The organism is Streptomyces sp. GESEQ-4 (assembly GCF_017948455.1).
GTDB lineage: Bacteria > Actinomycetota > Actinomycetes > Streptomycetales > Streptomycetaceae > Streptomyces.
The window spans coordinates 107,766-128,317 of the sequence record NZ_JAFFSU010000013.1 but is presented as its reverse complement, the minus strand read 5'-3'; the positions used below and the strand labels follow the sequence as shown (position 1 = coordinate 128,317).

Genomic DNA, 20,552 nt, shown 5'->3' with positions numbered 1-20,552 from the left:
GCAGCGGCTTCGATTGAAGTGTCCGAAAAACGACGGTCGTAGAACATTCAAGTTCTATCCCGCGTAAGCATTCATGGCTGATCTCCGGTTTGGCAAGGTGCGATCCCGGGTGAATTTCTATGCTGATCCCTGCAAAAATATTGAAAGGAAATTGACAGGAATGATGGGGTTGACGGCGCCGAGGTGTGGTGTTCGTGGTGGATTCGTGTAGTAAATGGTCAGAAGGTGGGCACGGTGTGCTGTATACACACTCAGGCGGCACCCTCTGCTCGCAGCCGCATCGAGGCCTTATTGTTTGTTGGTGCCACGTGTCAACGGGCTCTTATTCTTTCGTGGATCCCGGCGACCTTGTTCGGTGAATCGGACGAGGCGGCATCCTTGTTGAAATTGAATTCCCGGGATTAGGGTGACAGGCGCACTCCGGTTCGTGTTACATGCGAGGCCGTCCCCCATCTGGACCCGGACCGTTCCCCCGCTCCGGGCGTACCGGAAGTGATCCCCCATGCCCGATTCGACTTCCCAGACCGTTCCCGATCCCGAGACCGTCGGTCCCAGACCGGCCGCGTCACCATCGCCGGCCGAGAAGGGCCAGGCATCGAGGGTCGCCGTCGCGAGCCTGGTCGGCACCACGATCGAGTACTACGACTTCGCCGTGTACGGCACCGCCGCCGCGCTCGTCCTCGGCCCCGCCTTCTTCCCCTCCGACAACCCCACCGCTTCCTCCCTCGCCGCGTTCCTCACATTCGCCGCGGCCTTCCTCTCCCGCCCCCTCGGCGTCGTACTGTTCGGCACGATCGGTGACCGACTGGGCCGCCGAAAGGCCCTGGTCATCTCGCTGTTGCTGATGGGTGTGGCGACGGTCGGCGTCGGACTGCTGCCGACGTACGAGACCGCCGGGCTCCTCGCTCCCGTACTGCTGGTGACGCTCCGTCTGCTGCAGGGCGTGAGCATGGGCGGCGAGTGGGGCGGGGCGGTGCTGCTCGCCGCGGAGCACGCGCCACCCGGCCGCCGAGCGCTGTACGCGGCCATCCCGAACGTCGGCCCCTCGCTCGGCTTCCTTCTCTCCACCGCCGTCATCCTGCCCACCCTCAACATCGCGGGCCAGGACGGCTTCGCGGACGGCGCCTGGCGGATCCCGTTCCTGCTCAGCATCGTGCTCTTCGGGATCGGCCTGTGGGTGCGGTCGACGGTCTCCGAGTCACCTGTGTTCAGCTCGGGGGCCGGCCGTACGGCACCCGCACCCGTGTCCCGTTTCCCGCTCGGTACGCTCCTCCAGCAGCACCCCGGCCGGCTGCTGCTCGGCACCGGCGCGGCGATCGGCGGCTCGGCCGTCTACTACCTGACGATCGTCTACAGCCTGTCGTACGCGCCTCAGTCGCTCGGCATCTCCCGGAACACGATGCTGACCGCCGCGAGCATCGGCGCGGCGGCCGGAATCGCCCTCACCCTCCCGGCCGCCAAGCTGGCCGACCGGATCGGCCGCCGCCCCGTGATGCTGACCGGAGCAATCGGCTCCGTACTGTGGGCCGTACCGATGTACGCCTCGCTGAGTTCGCGCAACGGTCTGGTGATCACCGGCGCCTACACCGTCGGACTCATGCTGCTGGCGCTGATGTTCTCCCCCATGGCGACCTTCCTCGCCGAACTCTTCCCCGCCCGCCTGCGCTACACCGGAGCCTCCGCCACCTTCATCCTCGCCAACACCCTCGGCGGCGGCTTCGCCCCGAGCATCGCCACGTGGCTGAACAGCCAGTGGGACTCCCCGCTCGTACTGGGCTTCTACACCGGCGGCCTCTGTCTGCTGAGCCTCCTGTGCCTACTCGCCCTGCCGGAGACCCGCGACCACGAATTCGACGCCTGACTGCCTGACCGGCTGACGGTTCGTATCCCTGACGTCACGTCACGACGAGGAGACCGGCAGCACGTCCGGTGACAGCGCCGCCGCGTGTGCCGTCGCCGCGGTCATACGGCGGCGATGGTGGCGGCGGCACAGGACCTCGTAGCCGATGTCGTCCGCCTGGTTGACATCGCCGACGACGACCTGGGCACCCTCGACGACCATCGCGCCGCCTATGGTGCGGGCGTTGTGCGTGGCGCGGGCACCGCACCAGCACAGGGCCTCGACCTGGAGGACCTCGACCCGGTCGGCGAGTTCGACGAGGCGCTGCGAGCCCGGGAACAGCTTGGAGCGGAAGTCGGTCGTGATGCCGAAGGCGTAGACGTCGAGGCCCAGATCGTCGACCACGCGCGCGAGTTGGTCGATCTGCTCCGGCGCGAGGAACTGCGCCTCGTCCGCGATGACGTAGTCCGCGCGGCCACCGTGGGAGAGGTGGTCGACGAGGTAGGCGTACAGGTCCTGTCCGTCCTCGACCTCCACCGCGTCCGTGACCAGCCCGAGCCGGGACGACAGCTTGCCCTCGCCCGCACGGTCGTCGCGCGTGAAGATCATGCCCTGCAGTCCGCGCGCCGAACGGTTGTGCTCTATCTGGAGAGCCAGCGTCGACTTCCCGCAGTCCATCGTTCCGGAGAAGAACACCAGCTCGGGCATGGGAAGTCGAGCACCTTTCGGCAAGGATCTACGAGAGTGGGCGTCAGGAGCGTACTTCGAGCAGCGGGACCAGCTGCTCGGCAGGGGTCATCGAGCCGTGGTTGCCGACCATCGCCGACTCCTTCGGCTCCCGCTCCGAGGCGATGATCAGTACGTCGTCCCGTGCTGCCGCGACGACGTCGCCGATCCGGTAGTACACCCGCTCGTCGCATTCCCCGGGCCGGCCGAACCAGCCCGCCGCGATCGCCTCGTCCCGCGACGCCACCCAGAACTGCTCGCCGAGCACCTCGCGCCAGCAGGTCAGGACGTCGTTCTCGGCGCCCGGCACCGCGTAGACGTGGCGGGCGCGGCCCTCGCCGCCCAGCAGGGCGACGCCGGCGCGCAGTTCCCAGTCCTCGTCGAAGTCGATGCGGTGCTGCTCGTCGAAGGGGACGTCGATCATGCCATGGTCGGCGGTCACGTACAGCGCGGTGCGCGGCGGCAGTTGCTCGGCGAGGCGCTGGACCAGCCGGTCGACGTACATGAGCTGGCCGCGCCAGGTGTCGGAGTCGACGCCGAAGCGGTGGCCGGCGCCGTCGAGTTCGGAGTAGTACGTGTAGACGAGCGCGCGGTCGGCTGCGGCCAGTTGCTCGGCCGCGAGGTCCATGCGGTCCTCGCCGGTCAGCCGCCCGTGGAATGTTCCGCCGCTGAGCGCCACCTTCGTCAGCGGGGTGTTCTGAAAGGCGGGAGAGGTCACCTGGGCCGCGTGCACGCCCGCGTCCTGGGCCAGCTGGAAGACCGTGGGGTACGGCTGCCAGGGGCGCGGCGCGGTCCACGGATGCCAGCGCAGCTGGTTCATCAGCTCGCCGGTGGCCGGATTGCGGACGGTGTATCCAGGCAGGCCGTGGGCGCCCGGCGGCAGGCCGGTGCCGACGGAGGCGAGGGAGGTCGCGGTGGTCGCCGGGTATCCGGCGGTGAGCGGACGGCCCGTGCCCCCGCGCGAGCTGCTGATGAGGGAGGTCATGAAGGGCGCGTCCTGGGGGTGCGCCTTGAGCTGCTCCCAGCCGAGGCCGTCGATCAGGAACACGCAGTTGCGGTCGGCCGCGGTCAGTTCCGCGATGGCCGCGGTCATTCCGGGTACGTCCATGCCGGCGGCCAGCGTGGGGAGCAGGTCGGCGAGTGAGCCGCTGCCGTACTCGGGCCGGGGGGCGGAGTCGACGGTGAGGGGTTCGGGGTGGGTGTCCCAGGCCGGCTGAACCATCAGTCGTCGAGGTCCGCGGTCGCCTCGGAGAGCGACTGGGCGAAGGCCAGAGCCTGGCGGACCGTCTCCGGGCCGTCGCCGGCCTCGCTGACGCGCAGGCTGAGGTCGTCGGCCGTCGAACTGCCCGTGTAGCCGTGGTCGGCCTCGCAGTTGGGGTCGCCGCAGGCGGCGGGCTCCAGGTCGAGCCGGGAGACGGCGCCCCAGCCGATGGTCAGCACGACCTCGCGGGGCAGCGTGCCCGGCGTGTACGACTCCGGGTTGGCGACGACCCGGCTGACCACGACGGACGAGATCCGGCTGAGCTTGACCGACTCGGTGGAGGTCGTGGCGTACGGCGTCGGGGAGGTGCTGTCGGCCGCCTGCTCGTCGGTGTGGCTGACGATGAAGCGGTTGCCGGTGAGGACGAGCACGGTCACATGCCGCCGCACCTCGTTCTGGTCGAACGTCGTCTCCTGGTGGACCAGGAACGACCGCATGGGCTCGCCGCCCACAGCGGCCTCCACCGCCTCGGCCACGAGGGCCGGGTAGTAGCCGCTGCGCTCGATCGCCGCTCGCAGCCCCTGGGTCGTCGTACTGGTCTTGGCCATGACGCCATCCTACGGGGGCCCACTGACTGCGAGGCACCGGTCACGCCGGTCTCTCACAGACGCCGGTCGCTAGTACACCGGAAGCGTTCGCGGGCCGAGGTCGTCGCGGGCGGGCGGGGGTGCCAGCCGCACGGAGGCTCCGAGCACGCTGACTCCGCGCTGGGCCACGACGACCGGCTCCAGGGTCACCGCGACGACCTCCGGGTGGTCGTCCACCAGCCGCGACACCCGCAGCAGCAGCTCCTCCAGGGCCGGGGTGTCGACCGGCGTCGAGCCGCGCCAGCCGAACAGGAGCGGTGCCGTCCGGATCGACCGCACCAGCGAGGTCGCCTCCCGGTCGGTGACCGGGACGATCCGGTGCGCCGTGTCGTCGAGCAGCTGGGAGGCGGCCCCGGCGAGCCCGAACGACAGCACCGCCCCGGCCGCCGGATCGATCACCGCCCGTACGACGGTGTCAACCCCGCGCGGCGCCATCCCCTGCACCACCGGCCGCAGCTCCTGCGGCTTCCCGAACAGCTCCGTCAACTCGGCGTACGCCCTGCGCAGTTGCTCCTCGTCCGCCAGATCCAGCCGTACGCCGCCCAGATCGGCCCGGTGCCTCAGGTGCGGGGCCGTGGCCTTGAGGGCGACGGGGTAACCGAGGGCGTCGGCGGCCACGGCGGCGTCATCGGGTGACAGCGCGGGGAGAGCCCGGTGGACCCCGATCCCGTACTTCCCGAGCAGCTCACACGTCTCCTCGGTCCCCAGAGTCAGCCCCTGCCCCCGCGCCAACAGCCCGTCGATCAGCTGGGCAGCACCCTTCTCATCGATGTCCTCGTACTCCGGCACCTTGCCGGGTTCGGCAGCATCCCGCCGCCATTGCGCGTACTTCACGGCTTCGCCGAGAGCACGAACGGCACGCTCGGCGGCGGGGTAGGCGGGAATGAGGCCAGCTTCTTCCTCAGCTGCCGAGCCTGCGGTGGGCAGTCGTTCCGCAGGGCGGAACGGGTGGGCACCGCCTGCAGCGCGGGGCAACGTGTCACCCGCCTGTGGTGCAGTACTGGCCGCAGCCGACAACGCCTCAGCAAGCCCCCCAAGCTCCACATGCACCACCAGCACCGGCTTCCCGGGAACCTCCGCCGCAGCCGACCGCAACGCCTCCGCCAACATCGCGTCCCCGACCAACTCCCCGACCGACGACTCCCCGATCGCCGGTATCGCCGTCACCACCACCGCATCGCACACGTCATCCGCCAGCACCCGCGACAACGCCGCATGGAAGTCCTCCGCGGTAGCCCCCGTGGTCAGGTCCAGCGGAGCCAACGGCCGCAGCCCCTCGGAGAGACACGCGTCGTACGTCAGCAACCCCAACGACTCCGAGTTCCCCAAGATCGCCACCCGAGGCCCCGCAGGCAGCGGCTGACGCGCGAGCAGCAGCCCCACATCGACCAGCTCGGTGATCGTGTCCACCCGGATCACCCCGGCCTGCCGCAGCAACGCGGACACCGTGGCATGCGGCAACCGCGTCGCCCGCACCGCATGCCCCTGCGGCGCCGCACCCCCGTGCCGCGCGCCCTGCACGACGACCAACGGCTTCGCCGCCGCCGTACGCCGGGCGAGCCGGGTGAACTTGCGGGGGTTGCCGATGGACTCCAGGTACATGAGGACGACGTCGGTCTCCGGGTCGTCGTACCAGTACTGAAGGACGTCGTTGCCGGACACGTCCGCCCGGTTGCCGGACGACACGAAGGTGGACACGCCCGTGACCCCGGTGACCCCGCCCCCGCGCCGGTGCAGCCGGGACAGCAGCGCGATCCCGATGGCGCCGGACTGGGCGAAGAGCCCGATGCGGCCGGGGCGGGGCATCTGGGGGGCGAGGGACGCGTTCAGCCGTACGCCGTCGGACGTGTTGATGATCCCGAACGCGTTGGGGCCGATGATCCGCATGCCGTACGCGCGCGCGTGCCGTACGAGTTCCCGCTGCCGCTCGCGCCCCTCGGGGCCGCTCTCGGCGTACCCGGCGGAGACCACGACGAGACCCTGCACCCCGTGCTCACCGCACTCGGTGACGACCTGAGGGACATGGTCCGCGGGCACGGCGACGACCGCGAGATCGACGGGCCCCTCGATGTCCCGCACGGAGCGGTATGCCGGCACCCCGTCGAGGTCCTTGAGCCCTTCGGGGAGAGCCCGGTTCACGGCGTACAGACCGCCTGTGAACCCGGCGTCCCGGATGTTGCCGAGGACGCTGCGGCCCACACCGCCGGGGGTGCGGCCGGCGCCGATGACGGCGACGGAGCCGGGCATCAGCAGCCGCTGCACGGACCGCGCCTCGGCGCGCTGCTCGCGCGCGTACTGCACGGCGAGCGACCGGTCGGTGGGTTCGAGGTCAAACTCCAGGCGTACGACGCCGTCCTCGAAGCTGCGCTTCTGGGTGTACCCGGCGTCCGTGAACACCTTGATCATCTTGTTGTTGGCGGGCAGCACCTCCGCGGCGAAGCGACGGATGCCGCGCTCGCGGGCGACGGCGCCGATGTGCTCCAGGAGGGCGGACGCGACACCGCGCCCCTGATGGGCGTCCTGCACGAGGAAGGCGACCTCGGCCTCGTCGGCCGGCGCCGACGCGGGCAGCCCCTCGGCGCCGATGCGGTCGTAGCGTACGGTGGCGATGAACTCGCCGCCGATGGTGGCGGCGAGTCCCACCCGGTCCACAAAGTCGTGGTGCGTGAAGCGGTGGACGTCCTTGGCGGACAGACGCGGGTAGGGCGCGAAGAAGCGGTAGTACTTCGACTCGTCCGACACCTGCTCGTAGAAGCTGACCAGGCGCTCGGCGTCATCAACGGTGATGGGGCGGATGCGCGCGGTGCCGCCGTCGCGCAGCACCACGTCGGCTTCCCAGTGGGCGGGGTACTCGTGCCGGTCCGGCGCGCTCTGCATGGGGCCCAGAGTACGGCTCGCGTACGACAACGGCGCGAGGCAGTCTGTGGAGGACGGGAGTCGGGCCGAGGCCGCGGTCCGACGGCACTTCGAGGACGGGACGCACGACCGTTCCGGGCTTGCTTCACGATATGGGAAACTGGTCTAGACAACCCTGAACACCTGAAGGGCAGCATCACATGGCTGAGCGCCGCGTCAACGTCGGCTGGGCCGAGGGTCTCCACGCCCGCCCCGCCTCCATCTTCGTCCGGGCCGCCACGGCCGCAGGGGTCCCCGTGACGATCGCCAAGGCCGACGGCAACCCCGTCAACGCGGCCTCCATGCTGGCTGTCCTCGGGCTCGGCGCCCAGGGCGGCGAGGAGATCGTGCTCGCCTCCGACGCCGAGGGTGCGGACATCGCCCTCGACCGGCTGGCGAAGCTGGTCGCCGAGGGGCTCGAGGAGCTTCCCGAGACCGTCTGAGAAGCAGAATTGAAGGGCTCGTCCGAATTATCGGGCGAGCCCTTCGCGTTTTCCGATCGCGGGCAGCAGAAATAATCCCCCACGAATTAGACCCTCTTTGTATACGGCTCTTGTGTTAATGCCGCAGGCTCGTCATGTTTACGGCATGTTGCGAGTTCCTCACACGCTCCGTGCGCTCTCCCGGGACACCGAACCGCAGCCGGTGCACGACTGCCGAGCGCTCCGTGTGCTGCGCCGTGACCGCCCGCGCGCGCTCGCCGTCGCCGCGCGCCACGGCGTCGACGATCGCGCCGTGCTCCGCCCAGGACTCCACGGGGTTGGCCGGCGCCTCCACGGCGTACATCCAGGCGATCTTGTGCCGCAGCTGGGTCAGCATGGAGGTCAGCGCGGGGCTGCCGGAGGCCTGGGCCAGCGTCTCGTGGAACCAGCCGCCCAGGGAGCGCAGATCCTCGCTGTTGCCCCGCCTGGCCCGCTCCTGACCCAGCCTGACCAGGCCGCGCAGCACCTTGAGGTGAGCCTCGGTGCGCCGCTGGGCGGCCCGGGAGGCGCCGAGCGGCTCCAGGAGCATGCGCATCTCCAGCAGGTCGGCGGCCTCCTGCTCGGTCGGTTCCGCGACGCACGCGCCCGCGTGCCGCCGGGTCACCACGAACCCCTCGGCCTCCAGCGTGCGCAGGGCCTCACGGACGGGGACGCGCGAGACGCCGTAGCGGCGTGCCAGGAGTTCCTCGGTGAGCCGGCTGCCACGCTCGTAGACACCGGCGACGATGTCGTCCCGGATCGCCGTGCATACCGAGTGCGCCGGAATACGCATGACCGACCTCCGCTTTAATCCCCGTGAAACGTCGACGATTGACGCGTGTTCAGTGACTCTATGGCAATGAGCCGGAATTTCCGATGGCGGGCCGGAATCCATGGATATTTTTTGGACAGCCGGGGGTATGAAAGGCCGAAAGCCCCGGCTCGGGGAGCCGGGGCCAGCGTCGCGGAGGGGTCTGTCGTCAGACGTTCACGCCGTGCGAGCGCAGGTAGGCGACGGGGTCGATGTCGGAGCCGTACTCCGCGGTCGTACGGGCCTCGAAGTGCAGATGAGCCCCGGTGACGTTGCCGGTCGCGCCGGAGAGGCCTATCTGCTGGCCCGGGGTGACGCTCTGGCCCACCGAGACGCCGATGGACGACAGGTGGCCGTACTGGGTGTACGTGCCGTCGTTCATCTTGATCACGACCTGGTTGCCGTACGAGCCCTCCCAGCCCGCCTCGACGACGGTGCCGCTGCCGACCGCGTGGACGGAGGTGCCGCTGGCGGCGTGGAAGTCGACGCCGGTGTGGCTGCCGGAGGACCACACGGAGCCGCCGGCGCCGTAGCCGGTGGAGACGTACGAGCCGGTGATCGGCATGACGTAGCTGTTGAGGCGCTTGCGCTCGGCCTCGCGGGCGGCGCGCTCCTTGGCCTCGCGGGCCTGCTGCGCCCGCTCCGCCGCGGCCTTCTTCTTGGCCTCTTCGGCCTTCTTCTTGGCCTCGGCCGCCTTCTTCGCAGCGGCGGCTTCTTCGGCGGCCTGCTGCTGGGCGGCGGCCTGTTCGGCGATCTGGTCGGCGGCGGCGCTGCTGAGGACCGGGATCAGGCCTGTCGTCTCGGCCGCCGGCTCGGCGGCGAGCGCGGGAGCGGCCAGGGTGCCGATGACGCCGGTGGCGGTGAGGGCCGCGACGCCCGCCGTGCGGGCGGTGGTGCGCTGGATGCGGCTGGGACGGCGGTGCTTCCCGGTGGCGCGGGTGAACGCCATGTAGTGGCTGGTCCTTTCCTTCCTTCTCGCCTACCGGGTTAGCTGACGGGTTCGGAGCAGGAAGGTCTCCTACGGACCCCCTCGCGGCACGCGCGGGCGTCCGATTCACCCCAGGGACTACGTTGGTGGGTCCCCGGCTCCCCTGGCTCGCGCCGTGTGGGGACTCGGCGATGACTGTCCGGTGCCGCGGGTGCGGCGCAGTGCCTGACGGACAGCCCGGAAGACGCTAAACGGGACATCTTTCAATCCCCAAACGGATCACGGCTTTTGTAGCGCATGCCACAGGCCAGACAGGCAACCTCTCCCGTAATTCGGGCATAAGGGAGCCCCGGTGGCGCTTCCGTCACCGGGGCTCCACGCGCGCGTACCCGTGCGCTCGGCTCTCCTCGCCTCTACTCGGCGGACACGACCGTGACTTGACCGATGCCGAGGGCCTCCACCGGCTCCTTGATCTGCGCCGCGTCGCCCACGAGCACCGTCACCAGGCGGTCCACCGGGAAGGCGCGTACGGCAGCCGCGGTGGCCTCGACGGTGCCGGTCGCGGCGAGCTCCCGGTACAGCGTGGCCTGGTAGTCGTCCGGCAGGTACTGCTCCACCTGGTCGGCCAGCGTGCTGGCGACGGCCGCGGCGGTCTCGTACTTCAGCGGCGCCACACCGACCAGGTTCTGTACGGCCACATCGCGCTCGGCGTCGGTGAGCCCGTCGGCGGCGAGTGTCCGCAGCACCGTCCACAGGTCCTCCAGGGCGGGACCGGTGTTCGGGGTGTCGACGGAGCCGCTGATGGCGAGCATCCCGGCACCCGAGCCGTCCGGGGCGGACCTGAGGACCTGCCCGAACGCCCGCACTCCGTAGGTGTAGCCCTTCTCCTCGCGCAGGACGCGGTCGAGCCGGGAGGTGAGGGTGCCGCCGAGGCAGTACGTGCCGAGCACCTGGGCGGGCCACACGCGGTCGTGCCGGTCGACACCGACGCGGCCGATGAGCAGCTGGGTCTGGACGGCGCCGGGGCGGTCCACGATGACGACGCGGCCGGTGTCGTCGGCGGTCACCGGCGGCACCGGGCGCGGCTGCGCGGGTGAGCCGGTCCAGGCGCCGATCGTCTCGCCGAGCAGCGCGTCCAGGTCGATGCCGGTGAGGTCGCCGACGACCACGGCGGTGGCCGTGGCGGGACGCACGTGCCTCTCGTAGAAGGCGCGTACGGCCGCGGAGTCGATGTTCTCGACCGTCTCCTCAGTGCCCTGGCGCGGACGCGACATGCGCGAGTCGGCCGGGAACAGCTCCCTGGACAGCTCCTTGGCGGCCCGGCGGGAGGGGTTGGCCAGCTCGTGCGGGATCTCGTCGAGGCGGTTGCGGACGAGCCGTTCGACCTCGCTGTCGGCGAAGGCGGGCGCCCTGAGGGCGTCGGCGAGCAGGCCGAGCGCCTTGGACAGCCGCGAGGCCGGGACCTCCAGGCTGAGCCGGACGCCGGGGTGGTCGGCGTGCGCGTCGAGGGTGGCTCCGCAGCGCTCCAGCTCGGCGGCGAACTCCTCGGCGGAGTACTTGTCGGTGCCCTCGGAGAAGGCCCGCGCCATGATCGTGGCGACACCGTCGAGGCCGGCCGGTTCGGCCTCCAGCGGCGCGTCCAGGAGCACTTCCACGGCGACGACCTGCTGGCCGGGGCGGTGGCAGCGCAGGACCATGACGCCGTTGTCGAGGGTCCCGCGCGTGGGGGCCGGGAACGCCCACGGCCTGGCCTCGCCGGCCCGGGGCTCGGGGTGGAATTCCATAGCGGCGAGCTCGGTCACTTGGCCGCCTCCTCGTTCTCGTCGGTGGCTTCCACGGTCGCCGCGGACTCCAGGTCTTCGGTGGGCTCCTCGACGGTCTCCGTGGGGACGGTCGGCTCATAGACGAGCACCGCGCGGTTGTCGGGCCGCAGTCGGGCCTTGGCGACCTCCTGGACCTCCTCGGCGGTCACCTCGAGCACCCGCCCGACGGCGGTGAGGGCGAGCTGCGGGTCGCCGAACAGGACGGCGTACCGGCACAGTTCGTCGGCGCGGCCCGCGACCGTGCCGAGCCGGTCCAGCCACTCGCGCTCCAACTGGGCCTGGGCGCGCTCCATCTCCTCGGCCGTGGGGCCTTCCGCGGCGAACCGGGCGAGCTCCTCGTCGATGGCGGCCTCGATGACCGGCACCTCGACGTCACCGGACGTCTTCACGTCCAGCCACCCCAGGGAGGGCGCGCCGGCCAGCCGCAGCAGGCCGAACCCGGCCGCGACCGCCGTACGGTCGCGTCGTACGAGCCGGTTGTAGAGGCGGGAGGACTCACCGCCGCCGAGGACGGTCAGCGCCAGGTCGGCCGCGTCGCACGCGCGCGTGCCGTCGTGCGGCAGCCGGTAGGCGGCCATCAACGCGCGCGCGGGGACCTCTTCCTCGACGATCTCGCGCAGCTGCTCGCCGATGATCTCGGGCAGTTGGCCGTCGCGCGGAGTGGGCTTGCCGTCGTGCGCGGGGATGGAGCCGAAGTACTTCTCGATCCAGGCGAGCGTCTGCTCGGGGTCGATGTCGCCGACCACGGAGAGCACCGCGTTGTTGGGCGCGTAGTACGTCCGGAAGAACGCGCGGGCGTCCTCCAGGGTCGCCGCGTCCAGGTCGGCCATCGAGCCGATCGGGGTGTGGTGGTAGGGGTGGCCCTCCGGGTAGGCGAGGGCCGTCAACTTCTCGAAAGCCGTGCCATAGGGGACATTGTCGTAGCGCTGCCGCCGCTCGTTCTTCACGACGTCGCGCTGGTTCTCCATGGACTCGTCGTCGAGGGCGGCGAGCAGGGAGCCCATGCGGTCGGCCTCCAGCCAGAGGGCGAGTTCCAGCTGGTGGGTGGGCATGGTCTCGAAGTAGTTGGTGCGCTCGAAGCTGGTGGTGCCGTTCAGCGAGCCGCCGGCGCCCTGCACCTTCTCGAAGTGGCCGTTGCCCTTCACCTGGCCCGAGCCCTGGAACATCAAATGCTCGAAAAGGTGAGCCAGGCCGGTACGGCCCTTGACTTCGTGGCGCGAGCCGACGTCGTACCAGAGGCACACCGCCGCAACCGGGGTCAGGTGGTCCTCGGAGAGCACCACGCGCAGGCCGTTGGCCAGGCGGTGCTCGGTCGCTGTCAGGCCCCCGGTGCCTGCCTGGTCTGTGGCCGTGTGACCCATGGGCATGTACGTCCCTTCGATCGCGGAAACACTCGTCGTAACTGCGGAAATCCCGCCGGTCCTGCCACTGTATGCAAGCGTGCGGAGGGTCGGCGAAGTTCCCGCCCGACGTACGCCCAGAGCGAGATCGCGTAGCCTGCGGACGTGTTGTCCCGTCTGAGGCGGGCGGCACCTGTGAACGCCGGGCGGGACGGCCGACGCCGGGTCCTGGTCCGCGTTGTCAGTGCCGCGGTCCACAATGGTCCGCGTCAGACTCATTCAACGCTTCAGCAAGAGCGCGCCCGTGGGCGAGCGACCAGTAGACAGAGGAGCCAGGCAGCGATGGCCCGCCGCAGCACGAAGACCCCGCCGCCCGACGACTCGTACGAGGAGCGGATCCTCGACATCGACGTCGTGGACGAAATGCAGGGCTCCTTCCTCGAGTACGCGTACTCGGTCATCTACTCCCGAGCCCTGCCGGACGCCCGCGACGGCCTCAAGCCGGTGCACCGCCGCATCGTCTACCAGATGAACGAGATGGGCGTGCGCCCCGACCGCGGCTATGTGAAGTGCGCCCGCGTCGTCGGCGAGGTCATGGGTAAGTTGCACCCGCACGGCGACGCGTCGATCTACGACGCCCTGGTGCGCATGGCCCAGCCCTTCTCGATGCGTGTCCCCCTGGTCGACGGCCACGGCAACTTCGGCTCGCTGGGCAATGACGACCCGCCCGCCGCCATGCGGTACACCGAGTGCCGGATGGCCGAGGCCACGGGCCTGATGACGGAGTCGATCGATGAGGACACCGTCGACTTCAACCCGAACTACGACGGCCAGGAGCGGGAGCCGGTGGCCCTGCCCGCCGCCTTCCCGAACCTCCTGGTCAACGGCGCCTCGGGCATCGCGGTCGGTATGGCCACGAACATGCCGCCGCACAACCTGCGCGAGGTGATCGCGGCCGCCCGCCATCTGATCCGGTCCCCCGGCGCCGATCTCGACGCCCTGATGAAGCACGTCCCCGGCCCCGACCTGCCCACCGGCGGCCGGATCGTCGGCCTGTCCGGCATCCGGGACGCCTACGAGACGGGCCGCGGCACCTTCAAGATCCGCGCCACGGTCTCCGTGGAGACCGTGACCGCGCGCCGCAAGGGCCTCGTCATCACCGAGCTGCCCTTCACGGTCGGCCCGGAAAAGGTGATCGCCAAGATCAAGGATCTCGTCGGCTCGAAGAAGCTGCAGGGCATCGCCGACGTCAAGGACCTCACCGACCGTGCGCACGGCCTGCGCCTGGTCATCGAGATCAAGAACGGCTTCGTGCCGGAAGCCGTCCTGGAGCAGCTCTACAAGCTGACGCCGATGGAGGAGTCCTTCGGCATCAACAACGTGGCGCTGGTCGACGGCCAGCCGCTCACGCTGGGCCTGAAGGAACTGCTCGAGGTCTATCTCGACCACCGCTTCAACGTCGTGCGGCGCCGCAGCGAGTTCCGCCGGGGCAAGCGCCGCGACCGGCTGCACTTGGTGGAGGGCCTGCTCACCGCCCTGGTGGACATCGACGAGGTCATCCGCCTCATCCGCTCCAGCGACAACTCCGCGCAGGCCAAGCAGCGCCTGATGGAGCGCTTCTCGCTGAGCGAGATCCAGACGCAGTACATCCTGGACACGCCGCTGCGCCGCCTCACCAAGTACGACCGGATCGAGCTGGAGTCCGAGAAGGACCGCCTGAAGGCGGAGATCGAGGAGCTGACCCGGATCCTGGAGTCGGACGCGGAGCTGCGCAAGCTGGTCTCCGCCGAACTGGCCGCGGTGTCCAAGAAGTTCGGCACCGACCGGCGTACGGTCCTGATGGAGTCCGCGGGCTCCCAGGTCGCCGCCGTCCCGCTCCAGGTGGCGGACGACCCGTGCCGGGTGCTGCTGTCCTCGACGGGTCTGCTGGCCCGTACGGCCAATGGCGACCCGTTCGCGGAGGACGCCGACGCGCGCCGGACCAAGCACGACGTGATCATCTCGGCGGTACCGGCCACGGCCCGCGGTGAGATCGGCGCGGTCACCTCGTCCGGGCGTCTCCTCCGGATCAACGTCGTCGACCTGCCACAGCTCCCGGACACGGCGGCGACGCCGAACCTCGCGGGCGGCGCCCCGCTGGCCGAGTTCGTGTCCCTGGAGGACGACGAGACGGTGGTCTGCCTGACCACGCTCGACGAGTCGTCCCCGGGTCTGGCGCTCGGCACCGCGCAGGGCGTGGTCAAGCGTGTGGTCCCCGACTACCCGTCCAACAAGGAGGAGTTGGAGGTCATCACCCTCAAGGACGGTGACCGGATCGTCGGCGCGGTCGAGTTGCGCACCGGCGAGGAGGACCTGGTCTTCATCACGGACGACGCCCAGCTGCTGCGCTACCAGGCCGCGCAGGTCCGCCCGCAGGGCCGCGCCGCGGGCGGTATGACGGGCATCAAGCTCACCGAGGGCGCCAAGGTCATCTCGTTCACCGCGGTCGACCCGGCGGCCGACGCGGTGGTCTTCACCGTCGCCGGCTCGCGCGGCACGCTGGACGACTCCGTGCAGACGACGGCCAAGCTGACTCCGTTCGACCAGTACCCGCGCAAGGGCCGCGCCACCGGCGGCGTGCGCTGCCAGCGCTTCCTCAAGGGCGAGGACTGCCTCTCCCTGGCCTGGGCGGGCCCGGTCCCGGCGCGGGCCGCGCAGAAGAACGGCACACCGGCCGACCTCCCGGAGATCGACCCCCGCCGCGACGGCTCGGGCGTGTCCCTGGGGAAGACGGTGTCGGTGGTGGCGGGGCCGGTCTAGAGACCGGGCTCCTCCAGATCCCCTTCGGGATCCTGTACGTAGCGCAGGACGCCCCACATGCCGTGCTCGTCGGCGTGTGGGGCGTCGTCCTTGCACACCTCCAGCTCCTTGCCGAAGGCCGGGGCATCGACGCCGGCGCCGATGAGGACGAGCTGGGTCACGCGCGCGTCGCCGGAGCCCCAGGGCTCGGGACGGAACCGGAGGAACCGTCCGACGGCATGGACGCCGTACCAGTTGTTCGGGTCGTGGGGGCCGAAGTCGACGTATCCCTTGATCCGGTACAGCCCCTCGGGCCTGCTGTCGAGGAACTCCATCAACCGGCGTGGGTTCAGGGGCACTTCGGAGGTGAAGGACAGGCTGTCGTAGGCCGCGTGCAGATGACCGGCGTGGTCGTGGCCGTCTGGCCCGTGATCGTGGAGGTCGTCGAAGGTGAGCTGCCCGATGCGCTCGCCCGCCGGGCGGCAGTCGAAGAGGAACTCGGGGTCGATACGGCCGTAGGTGGCGGGGACGACGGCAGCGCGGTCGACGAGGGACCGGACGACGTCGAGGACCCGCTCACCGTCGGGCGCCCGGTCGACCTTGTTCACGACGACGAGGTCAGCGAGGGCGAGATGCCGGTCGATTTCGGGGTGCTTCGCGCGCGTGCCGTCGAACTCGGCGGCGTCGACGACCTCGATCAGACCGCCGTACACGATCCCCGGATGCTCACTGGCGAGCACCATCCGCACCAGCTCCTGCGGCTCGGCCAGGCCGCTGGCCTCGATGACGACGACGTCGATACCGGCCGAGGGCCGGGCGAGCCGGTCGAGGTAGAGATCGAGTTCACTGACGTCGACGGCACAGCACAGGCAGCCGTTCCCGAGCGACACGGTGGAGTCGCCGAGCGCCCCCGCCACGGCCATCGCGTCGATCTCGATGGCGCCGAAGTCGTTGACGATGGCCCCGATACGGCTGCCGCCGCTGCGGTGGAGCAGATGGTTGAGCAGCGTCGTCTTGCCGGAGCCCAGGAAACCGGCGAGCACGACGACCGGGATCTGCGTCCGGCCCGGGCTCGGTACCAATGTGCGACCTCTCTCGCGCCAACGCGCACCCCGGCTCGCGGCCCGGCGTGCGTCCGAAACTGTGAATGCCGCCCCAGGATACGAGCGGAGAGAATCCCCGCGAAGTGAACGATTGTTAGCAGCCCGCGCGGGGCAGACGTTGGGCAAGGCGCCGGAGCGTGCGACCCTCGCATTCCTCTGTGCGCCTCCTCTCCGCCTCCCCGCCGATCAGAGCCGCTCGGCACCCTGGAGGCGGCAAGCGCCGCCCATCGCTCGCCGGTCCCCCTCAGTCGACCCGCACCCGACGACCGGCGGACGGCCGCCTGATTCGGGGGTTGACATGGCCACACGGAAGTACGGGGTACGCGGACTCGGCTCGGCCGCCGCGGCCGGGCTCGGCGTCGTCGCGGGTGTCCTCGCCTGCAAGGCGGCCGAACGAGGCCGTCTCGATGCGCTGTGCGCACGCGTGGAGCGTCTTGAGGACGAAGCCAGAACCGCACAGAACGCCCGCGCCAACCTGGTGGCCTGGCAACAGCGTCAGCACTGGGAGCTGCTGAGCAAAGCCATCGACGACCCCGAACTCGCCGAGGTGCTCGACCACTACGAGGGAAACCTCACCCCGAAGCAGCGGCGCCAGTACCTCTTCGCCAACGCCATGTACACCAACCTGCTCACCTCCTACCGCATCGGCAACCTGAGCAAGGACGAGTTCTTCCAGCATGTTCGGGGGATGCTCCAGAACCCGGTCATGAGGGAGTACTGGCACGCCGGCGAGCAGCAGCGCGCCAGCCTGGCCGACACCGAAGAGGCCGGTCTGGGCCTGATCGTCGACGAACTGCTCCACGAACTGGAGGAGGCCGACCCCGAGGAGTGGTGGGTGGTGGGAGATCCGCCGGGCGAGCAATGACGAAGGCGCCCACCTGGCACGAAGCGATCTCGTACCGGGCAGACGCCTTCGGCGATACCGATGACGACTCAGGCGTCCGGGATATCGGCCTTCGCCTTGACGAGGGTCTCGCGGGTGATCACGACGATGCGCTCATAGTCGGCGCGAGCCGCGTCGGCGGGCAACCGCGAGTCCAGTGAGTCGGTGACATCCGTGCCGATAATGGCAAAATTGCCGTCGGCCAATTCAAAGATGTCGGGGCACGTCGCGCCGTTCGTGCTGCCGCGAAGGCGTGGAGATACGCCGAGGCGGCGAATGATCTGACTCACTGTCAATTTCCTCTGTCTCAAGGCACAAGCGTCTGCCAACGCTGCTGCGGCGGCGACGGCAGGATACGTCGAGCCTTGACCAGCGGTGCGTCCGAACCGCGATCGCCAGACGGCAAGCACCCGAGTTATCCAACCCCTGAGGCCTTCGGGTAGACGCACCTCTTTGCGACTTCGTTATCACTCACCGGGGTGAATGGAATCGCACACCGCCTGAACATCCCCAAGAGTGACGCACGAAGGCGAAGCCTGCACTTCCCCGCAAAGGAACATATATCCAATGTCAGGCCGCCGGCACGTCAACCGGCGCCCCCGGCCCCACATACCGCGCCACCGGGCGGATGATCTTCGAGTCCTCCGCCTGCTCCAGGATGTTGGCGCTCCAGCCCACCGCCCGCGCCGCCGCGAAGGTCGGGGTGAACATCTCGCGCGGCAGACCGCAGAGTTCCATGACCACGCCCGCGTAGAACTCGACGTTGGTGTGGAGTTCGCGGCCCGGCTTCAGCTCGGCGAGGATCGCCTCGACCCGCCGCTCGACCTCGACAGCGAAGTCGACACGCGGGCCGCCGAAGCGCTGGGCGATCTCGCGGAGCATCCGGGAGCGGGGGTCCTCCGTGCGGTAGACGGGGTGACCGAAGCCCATGATGCGGTCGCCGGCCAGGACGCGCTCGCGGATCCAGGCGTCGATGCGTTCGGGCGTGCCGATGGCGTCCAGGGTGTCGAGTGCCCGGCTGGGAGCCCCGCCGTGCAGCGGGCCGGACAGCGCGCCCACGGCTCCCACGAGGCACGCGGCCACGTCCGCTCCGGTGGAGGTGATGACGCGCGCCGTAAAGGTTGATGCATTGAAGCCGTGATCAATGGTTGAGATCAAGTATTGCTCGACCGCCCGGGCCCGCAGCGGGTCCGGCTCCGAGCCCGTCAACATGTACAGGTAGTTCGCCGCGTACGAGAGGTCCGCGCGCGGCTCCACCGGCTCGAGGCCCTTCCCCAGCCGGTGCAGTGCGGTCAGCAGCGTCGGCACGGCGGCGGCCGCGACGAGGGTGTCCCGGCGGCGCCGGTCCGCGTCGATGTCGTACACCGCCCGGAAGCCCTTGGCCGCACCCAGCAACGACAGTGCCGTACGCATACCGGCGAGCGGGCCGGACCGGGCGCTCGCCGCCGCGATGACGGGCAGTGCCACGCGCACCTCGTCGGGCAGTCGGCGCAGGGCGGCGGTCTCGGCCGCGAACGCGGCACCGCGCTCGGCGTCCGGCAGTTCGCCGACGACCAGAAGATGCCAGACGTCCTCGAACCCGCGGGTCTGCGCGAGCTCGACGGCCGAGTACTGGCGGTAGTGGTAGAAGCCCTCGAGTCCTCGCACGTCGCCGATCTCGGTGTCGGTCACGACGACACCGGCGAGCCCTCGCGGTACGTCGACGAGGGTGGTTGCGGACCTGTTGACGGACATGATTTCCTCCCTGAACTTGATTTGACTGTCCACTCTTGACTCAATCTCTGTCAATATTGATTGAATCAATATGAGATCAATGATTCTGCAAGACGGATACGGTGACCTCCATGCCCGATCAAGAACCCGCCCCCAGTCGCCCGGAACGGCGGCTGAGCACCAAGGAGGCCGCCGAGCTTCTGGGTGTGAAGGCCGAGACCGTGTACGCCTACGTGAGCCGCGGTCAGCTCAGCAGCCGCCGAGCGCCGGGCGGCCGGAGCAGCACCTTCGACGCGAAGGAGGTCGAGGCGCTGGCACGGCGCAACAGGCGGGCCGGCGGCGGGAGTCCGACCTCGGGCGGCGAGCTGTCCGTGCGCACCCGCATCACGCTCATCGACACGGACCGGTACTACTACCGGGGCGTCGACGCGACCGAGCTGGCCGCGCGCCACACCTACGAAGAGGTCGCCGAGTGGCTGTGGACCGGACAGCTGCGCCCCGGCACCGTCTTCACCGCCCCAGAGGCATCCGTCGCCGTCGCCCGCCGCGCCGTCGCCGCGCTGCCCGAACACACCGACCCGACCGACCGGTTGCGGGTCGCCGCCATCGCCGCCGCGACGGCGGATCCGCTGCGCTTCGACCTGTCCGAGGAGGCTGTGCTCGGCACGGCCCGCATTCTCATCCCCACGCTCGTCGACGCACTGCCGCCGATGCGTCCCGGCCACGGCGGCGAGGGCCCGCTGGCCCACCGGCTGTGGGCGCGGCTCAGCGGACGGCAGGCCGACGAGGCCTCGCTGCGCGTCCTGGACACCGCGCTCGGACTGCTCGTCGACCACGACCTGGCCGCCTCGACACTCGCGGTACGCGTCGCCGCGTCGGCCCGCGCACACGCCTACGCGGCCGTCTCCGCGGGCCTCGGCGTCATCGAGGGCCCCTTGCACGGCGCCGCGAGCGGACTCGTCCACCGGCTGCTGCTGGACGTCCTCGACCAGGGCGACGCCGGGCCCGTGATCGCGGACGAACTGCGCTCCGGGCGCCGTATCCCGGGACTCGGCCACCGGCTCTACGCCGGCGAGGACCCACGCGCGCGTGCCCTGTTCGCCCTTCTGGAGGACATCCCCCGGGCCGCACCCGCCCTAGCCGCGGCCCGCGACATCGTGGCCACCACCGCCCGGCACACCCCGCTGCACGCCAACGTCGACCTGGCACTCGCCGTGCTCACCGCATCCAGCGGCATGCCTGCCACGGCCGGCGAGACGATCTTCGCCGTGGCCCGTACGGCGGGCTGGATCGCCCACGCCCTGGAGGAGTACGGCGAGCGCCCGCTGCGCATGCGCCCGAGCGGGCTCTACGAGGGCCCGAGGCCGCCCAGACCGCTGCCGGGGTAGGACTCGACAGGGCCG

Annotated in this window: 16 protein-coding genes and 1 riboswitch; of the genes, 5 read left to right on the top strand and 11 right to left on the bottom strand. The window is 70.2% G+C overall.

What is annotated here, in order from left to right; all coding sequences use genetic code 11:
• Positions 1-502 precede the first annotated feature (502 nt).
• Entirely contained in the window at positions 503-1,861 is a 1,359-nt protein-coding gene (locus KCH48_RS24650; protein ID WP_210576892.1) for an MFS transporter, read from the top strand.
• 39 nt (positions 1,862-1,900) lie between these two features.
• On the opposite strand, the gene KCH48_RS24645 is transcribed toward KCH48_RS24650, so the two are convergent.
• The 4 genes from KCH48_RS24645 to KCH48_RS24630 form a co-directional block, all read right to left on the bottom strand.
• Complete coding sequence (locus tag KCH48_RS24645) at positions 1,901-2,548, bottom strand: thymidine kinase (protein WP_210576891.1); 648 nt, start codon at positions 2,546-2,548, stop codon at positions 1,901-1,903.
• Positions 2,549-2,591: 43 nt separating this feature from the next.
• Positions 2,592-3,788 carry an alkaline phosphatase family protein gene (locus tag KCH48_RS24640; protein WP_210576890.1) on the bottom strand — a complete coding sequence of 399 codons (1,197 nt, stop codon included), beginning with the start codon at positions 3,786-3,788 and terminating at the stop codon, positions 2,592-2,594.
• Positions 3,788-4,375, bottom strand: a complete 588-nt coding sequence (locus KCH48_RS24635) for a DUF5998 family protein (protein ID WP_210576889.1) — start codon at positions 4,373-4,375, stop codon at positions 3,788-3,790. Before KCH48_RS24635 ends, KCH48_RS24640 begins: the two co-directional genes overlap by 1 nt.
• A 69-nt stretch (positions 4,376-4,444) precedes the next feature.
• Entirely contained in the window at positions 4,445-7,291 is a 2,847-nt protein-coding gene (locus KCH48_RS24630) for a bifunctional GNAT family N-acetyltransferase/acetate--CoA ligase family protein (protein WP_210576888.1), read from the bottom strand.
• 179 nt (positions 7,292-7,470) lie between these two features.
• On the opposite strand from KCH48_RS24630, the gene KCH48_RS24625 reads away from it, so the two are divergent.
• Positions 7,471-7,752, top strand: a complete 282-nt coding sequence (locus tag KCH48_RS24625; protein ID WP_071373146.1) for an HPr family phosphocarrier protein — start codon at positions 7,471-7,473, stop codon at positions 7,750-7,752.
• A gap of 115 nt (positions 7,753-7,867) precedes the next feature.
• Here KCH48_RS24625 and KCH48_RS24620 read toward each other — a convergent pair whose 3' ends face one another.
• The 4 genes from KCH48_RS24620 to KCH48_RS24605 form a co-directional block, all read right to left on the bottom strand.
• The gene (locus KCH48_RS24620; RefSeq protein ID WP_210576887.1) at positions 7,868-8,563 is read right to left on the bottom strand and encodes a GntR family transcriptional regulator; all 696 of its coding nucleotides are present in this window, start codon (positions 8,561-8,563) and stop codon (positions 7,868-7,870) included.
• Between the two features lie 187 nt (positions 8,564-8,750).
• Positions 8,751-9,530, bottom strand: coding sequence for a M23 family metallopeptidase (locus KCH48_RS24615; RefSeq protein WP_210576886.1), 780 nt, complete (start codon positions 9,528-9,530; stop codon positions 8,751-8,753).
• A 13-nt stretch (positions 9,531-9,543) separates the two neighbouring features.
• Positions 9,544-9,710: riboswitch (cyclic di-AMP (ydaO/yuaA leader) on the bottom strand.
• Between the two features lie 212 nt (positions 9,711-9,922).
• On the bottom strand, positions 9,923-11,311 hold the full coding sequence (locus KCH48_RS24610) for a pitrilysin family protein (RefSeq protein ID WP_210576885.1): 1,389 nt from the start codon (positions 11,309-11,311) through the stop codon (positions 9,923-9,925).
• Positions 11,308-12,693 carry a pitrilysin family protein gene (locus KCH48_RS24605; protein WP_210577007.1) on the bottom strand — a complete coding sequence of 462 codons (1,386 nt, stop codon included), beginning with the start codon at positions 12,691-12,693 and terminating at the stop codon, positions 11,308-11,310. The genes KCH48_RS24610 and KCH48_RS24605 overlap by 4 nt, the downstream gene beginning before the upstream one ends.
• 321 nt (positions 12,694-13,014) lie before the next feature.
• Between KCH48_RS24605 and KCH48_RS24600 the strand changes: the two genes are divergently transcribed.
• A complete protein-coding gene (locus tag KCH48_RS24600) occupies positions 13,015-15,471 on the top strand; it encodes a DNA topoisomerase (ATP-hydrolyzing) subunit A (RefSeq protein ID WP_210576884.1) in 2,457 nt (818 codons plus the stop codon).
• Here KCH48_RS24600 and KCH48_RS24595 read toward each other — a convergent pair.
• The gene (locus tag KCH48_RS24595; RefSeq protein WP_210576883.1) at positions 15,468-16,532 is read right to left on the bottom strand and encodes a GTP-binding protein; all 1,065 of its coding nucleotides are present in this window, start codon (positions 16,530-16,532) and stop codon (positions 15,468-15,470) included. The two genes, KCH48_RS24600 and KCH48_RS24595, sit on opposite strands and share 4 nt — an antisense overlap.
• Positions 16,533-16,851: 319 nt before the next feature.
• Here KCH48_RS24595 and KCH48_RS24590 point away from each other — a divergent pair, with 319 nt between their 5' ends.
• Positions 16,852-17,418 (top strand): DUF6082 family protein, encoded by a 567-nt coding sequence (locus KCH48_RS24590; RefSeq protein WP_210576882.1) that lies wholly within the window; start codon positions 16,852-16,854, stop codon positions 17,416-17,418.
• Positions 17,419-17,486: 68 nt separating this feature from the next.
• Here the strand turns inward: KCH48_RS24590 and KCH48_RS24585 are convergent, their stop codons facing one another.
• Complete coding sequence (locus KCH48_RS24585) at positions 17,487-17,726, bottom strand: hypothetical protein (protein ID WP_210576881.1); 240 nt, start codon at positions 17,724-17,726, stop codon at positions 17,487-17,489.
• Between the two features lie 280 nt (positions 17,727-18,006).
• A complete protein-coding gene (locus tag KCH48_RS24580) occupies positions 18,007-19,170 on the bottom strand; it encodes a citrate synthase/methylcitrate synthase (protein ID WP_210576880.1) in 1,164 nt (387 codons plus the stop codon).
• Between the two features lie 110 nt (positions 19,171-19,280).
• Between KCH48_RS24580 and KCH48_RS24575 the strand changes: the two genes are divergently transcribed.
• Positions 19,281-20,537 carry a citrate synthase gene (locus KCH48_RS24575; protein WP_210576879.1) on the top strand — a complete coding sequence of 419 codons (1,257 nt, stop codon included), beginning with the start codon at positions 19,281-19,283 and terminating at the stop codon, positions 20,535-20,537.
• Positions 20,538-20,552: the final 15 nt, after the last annotated feature.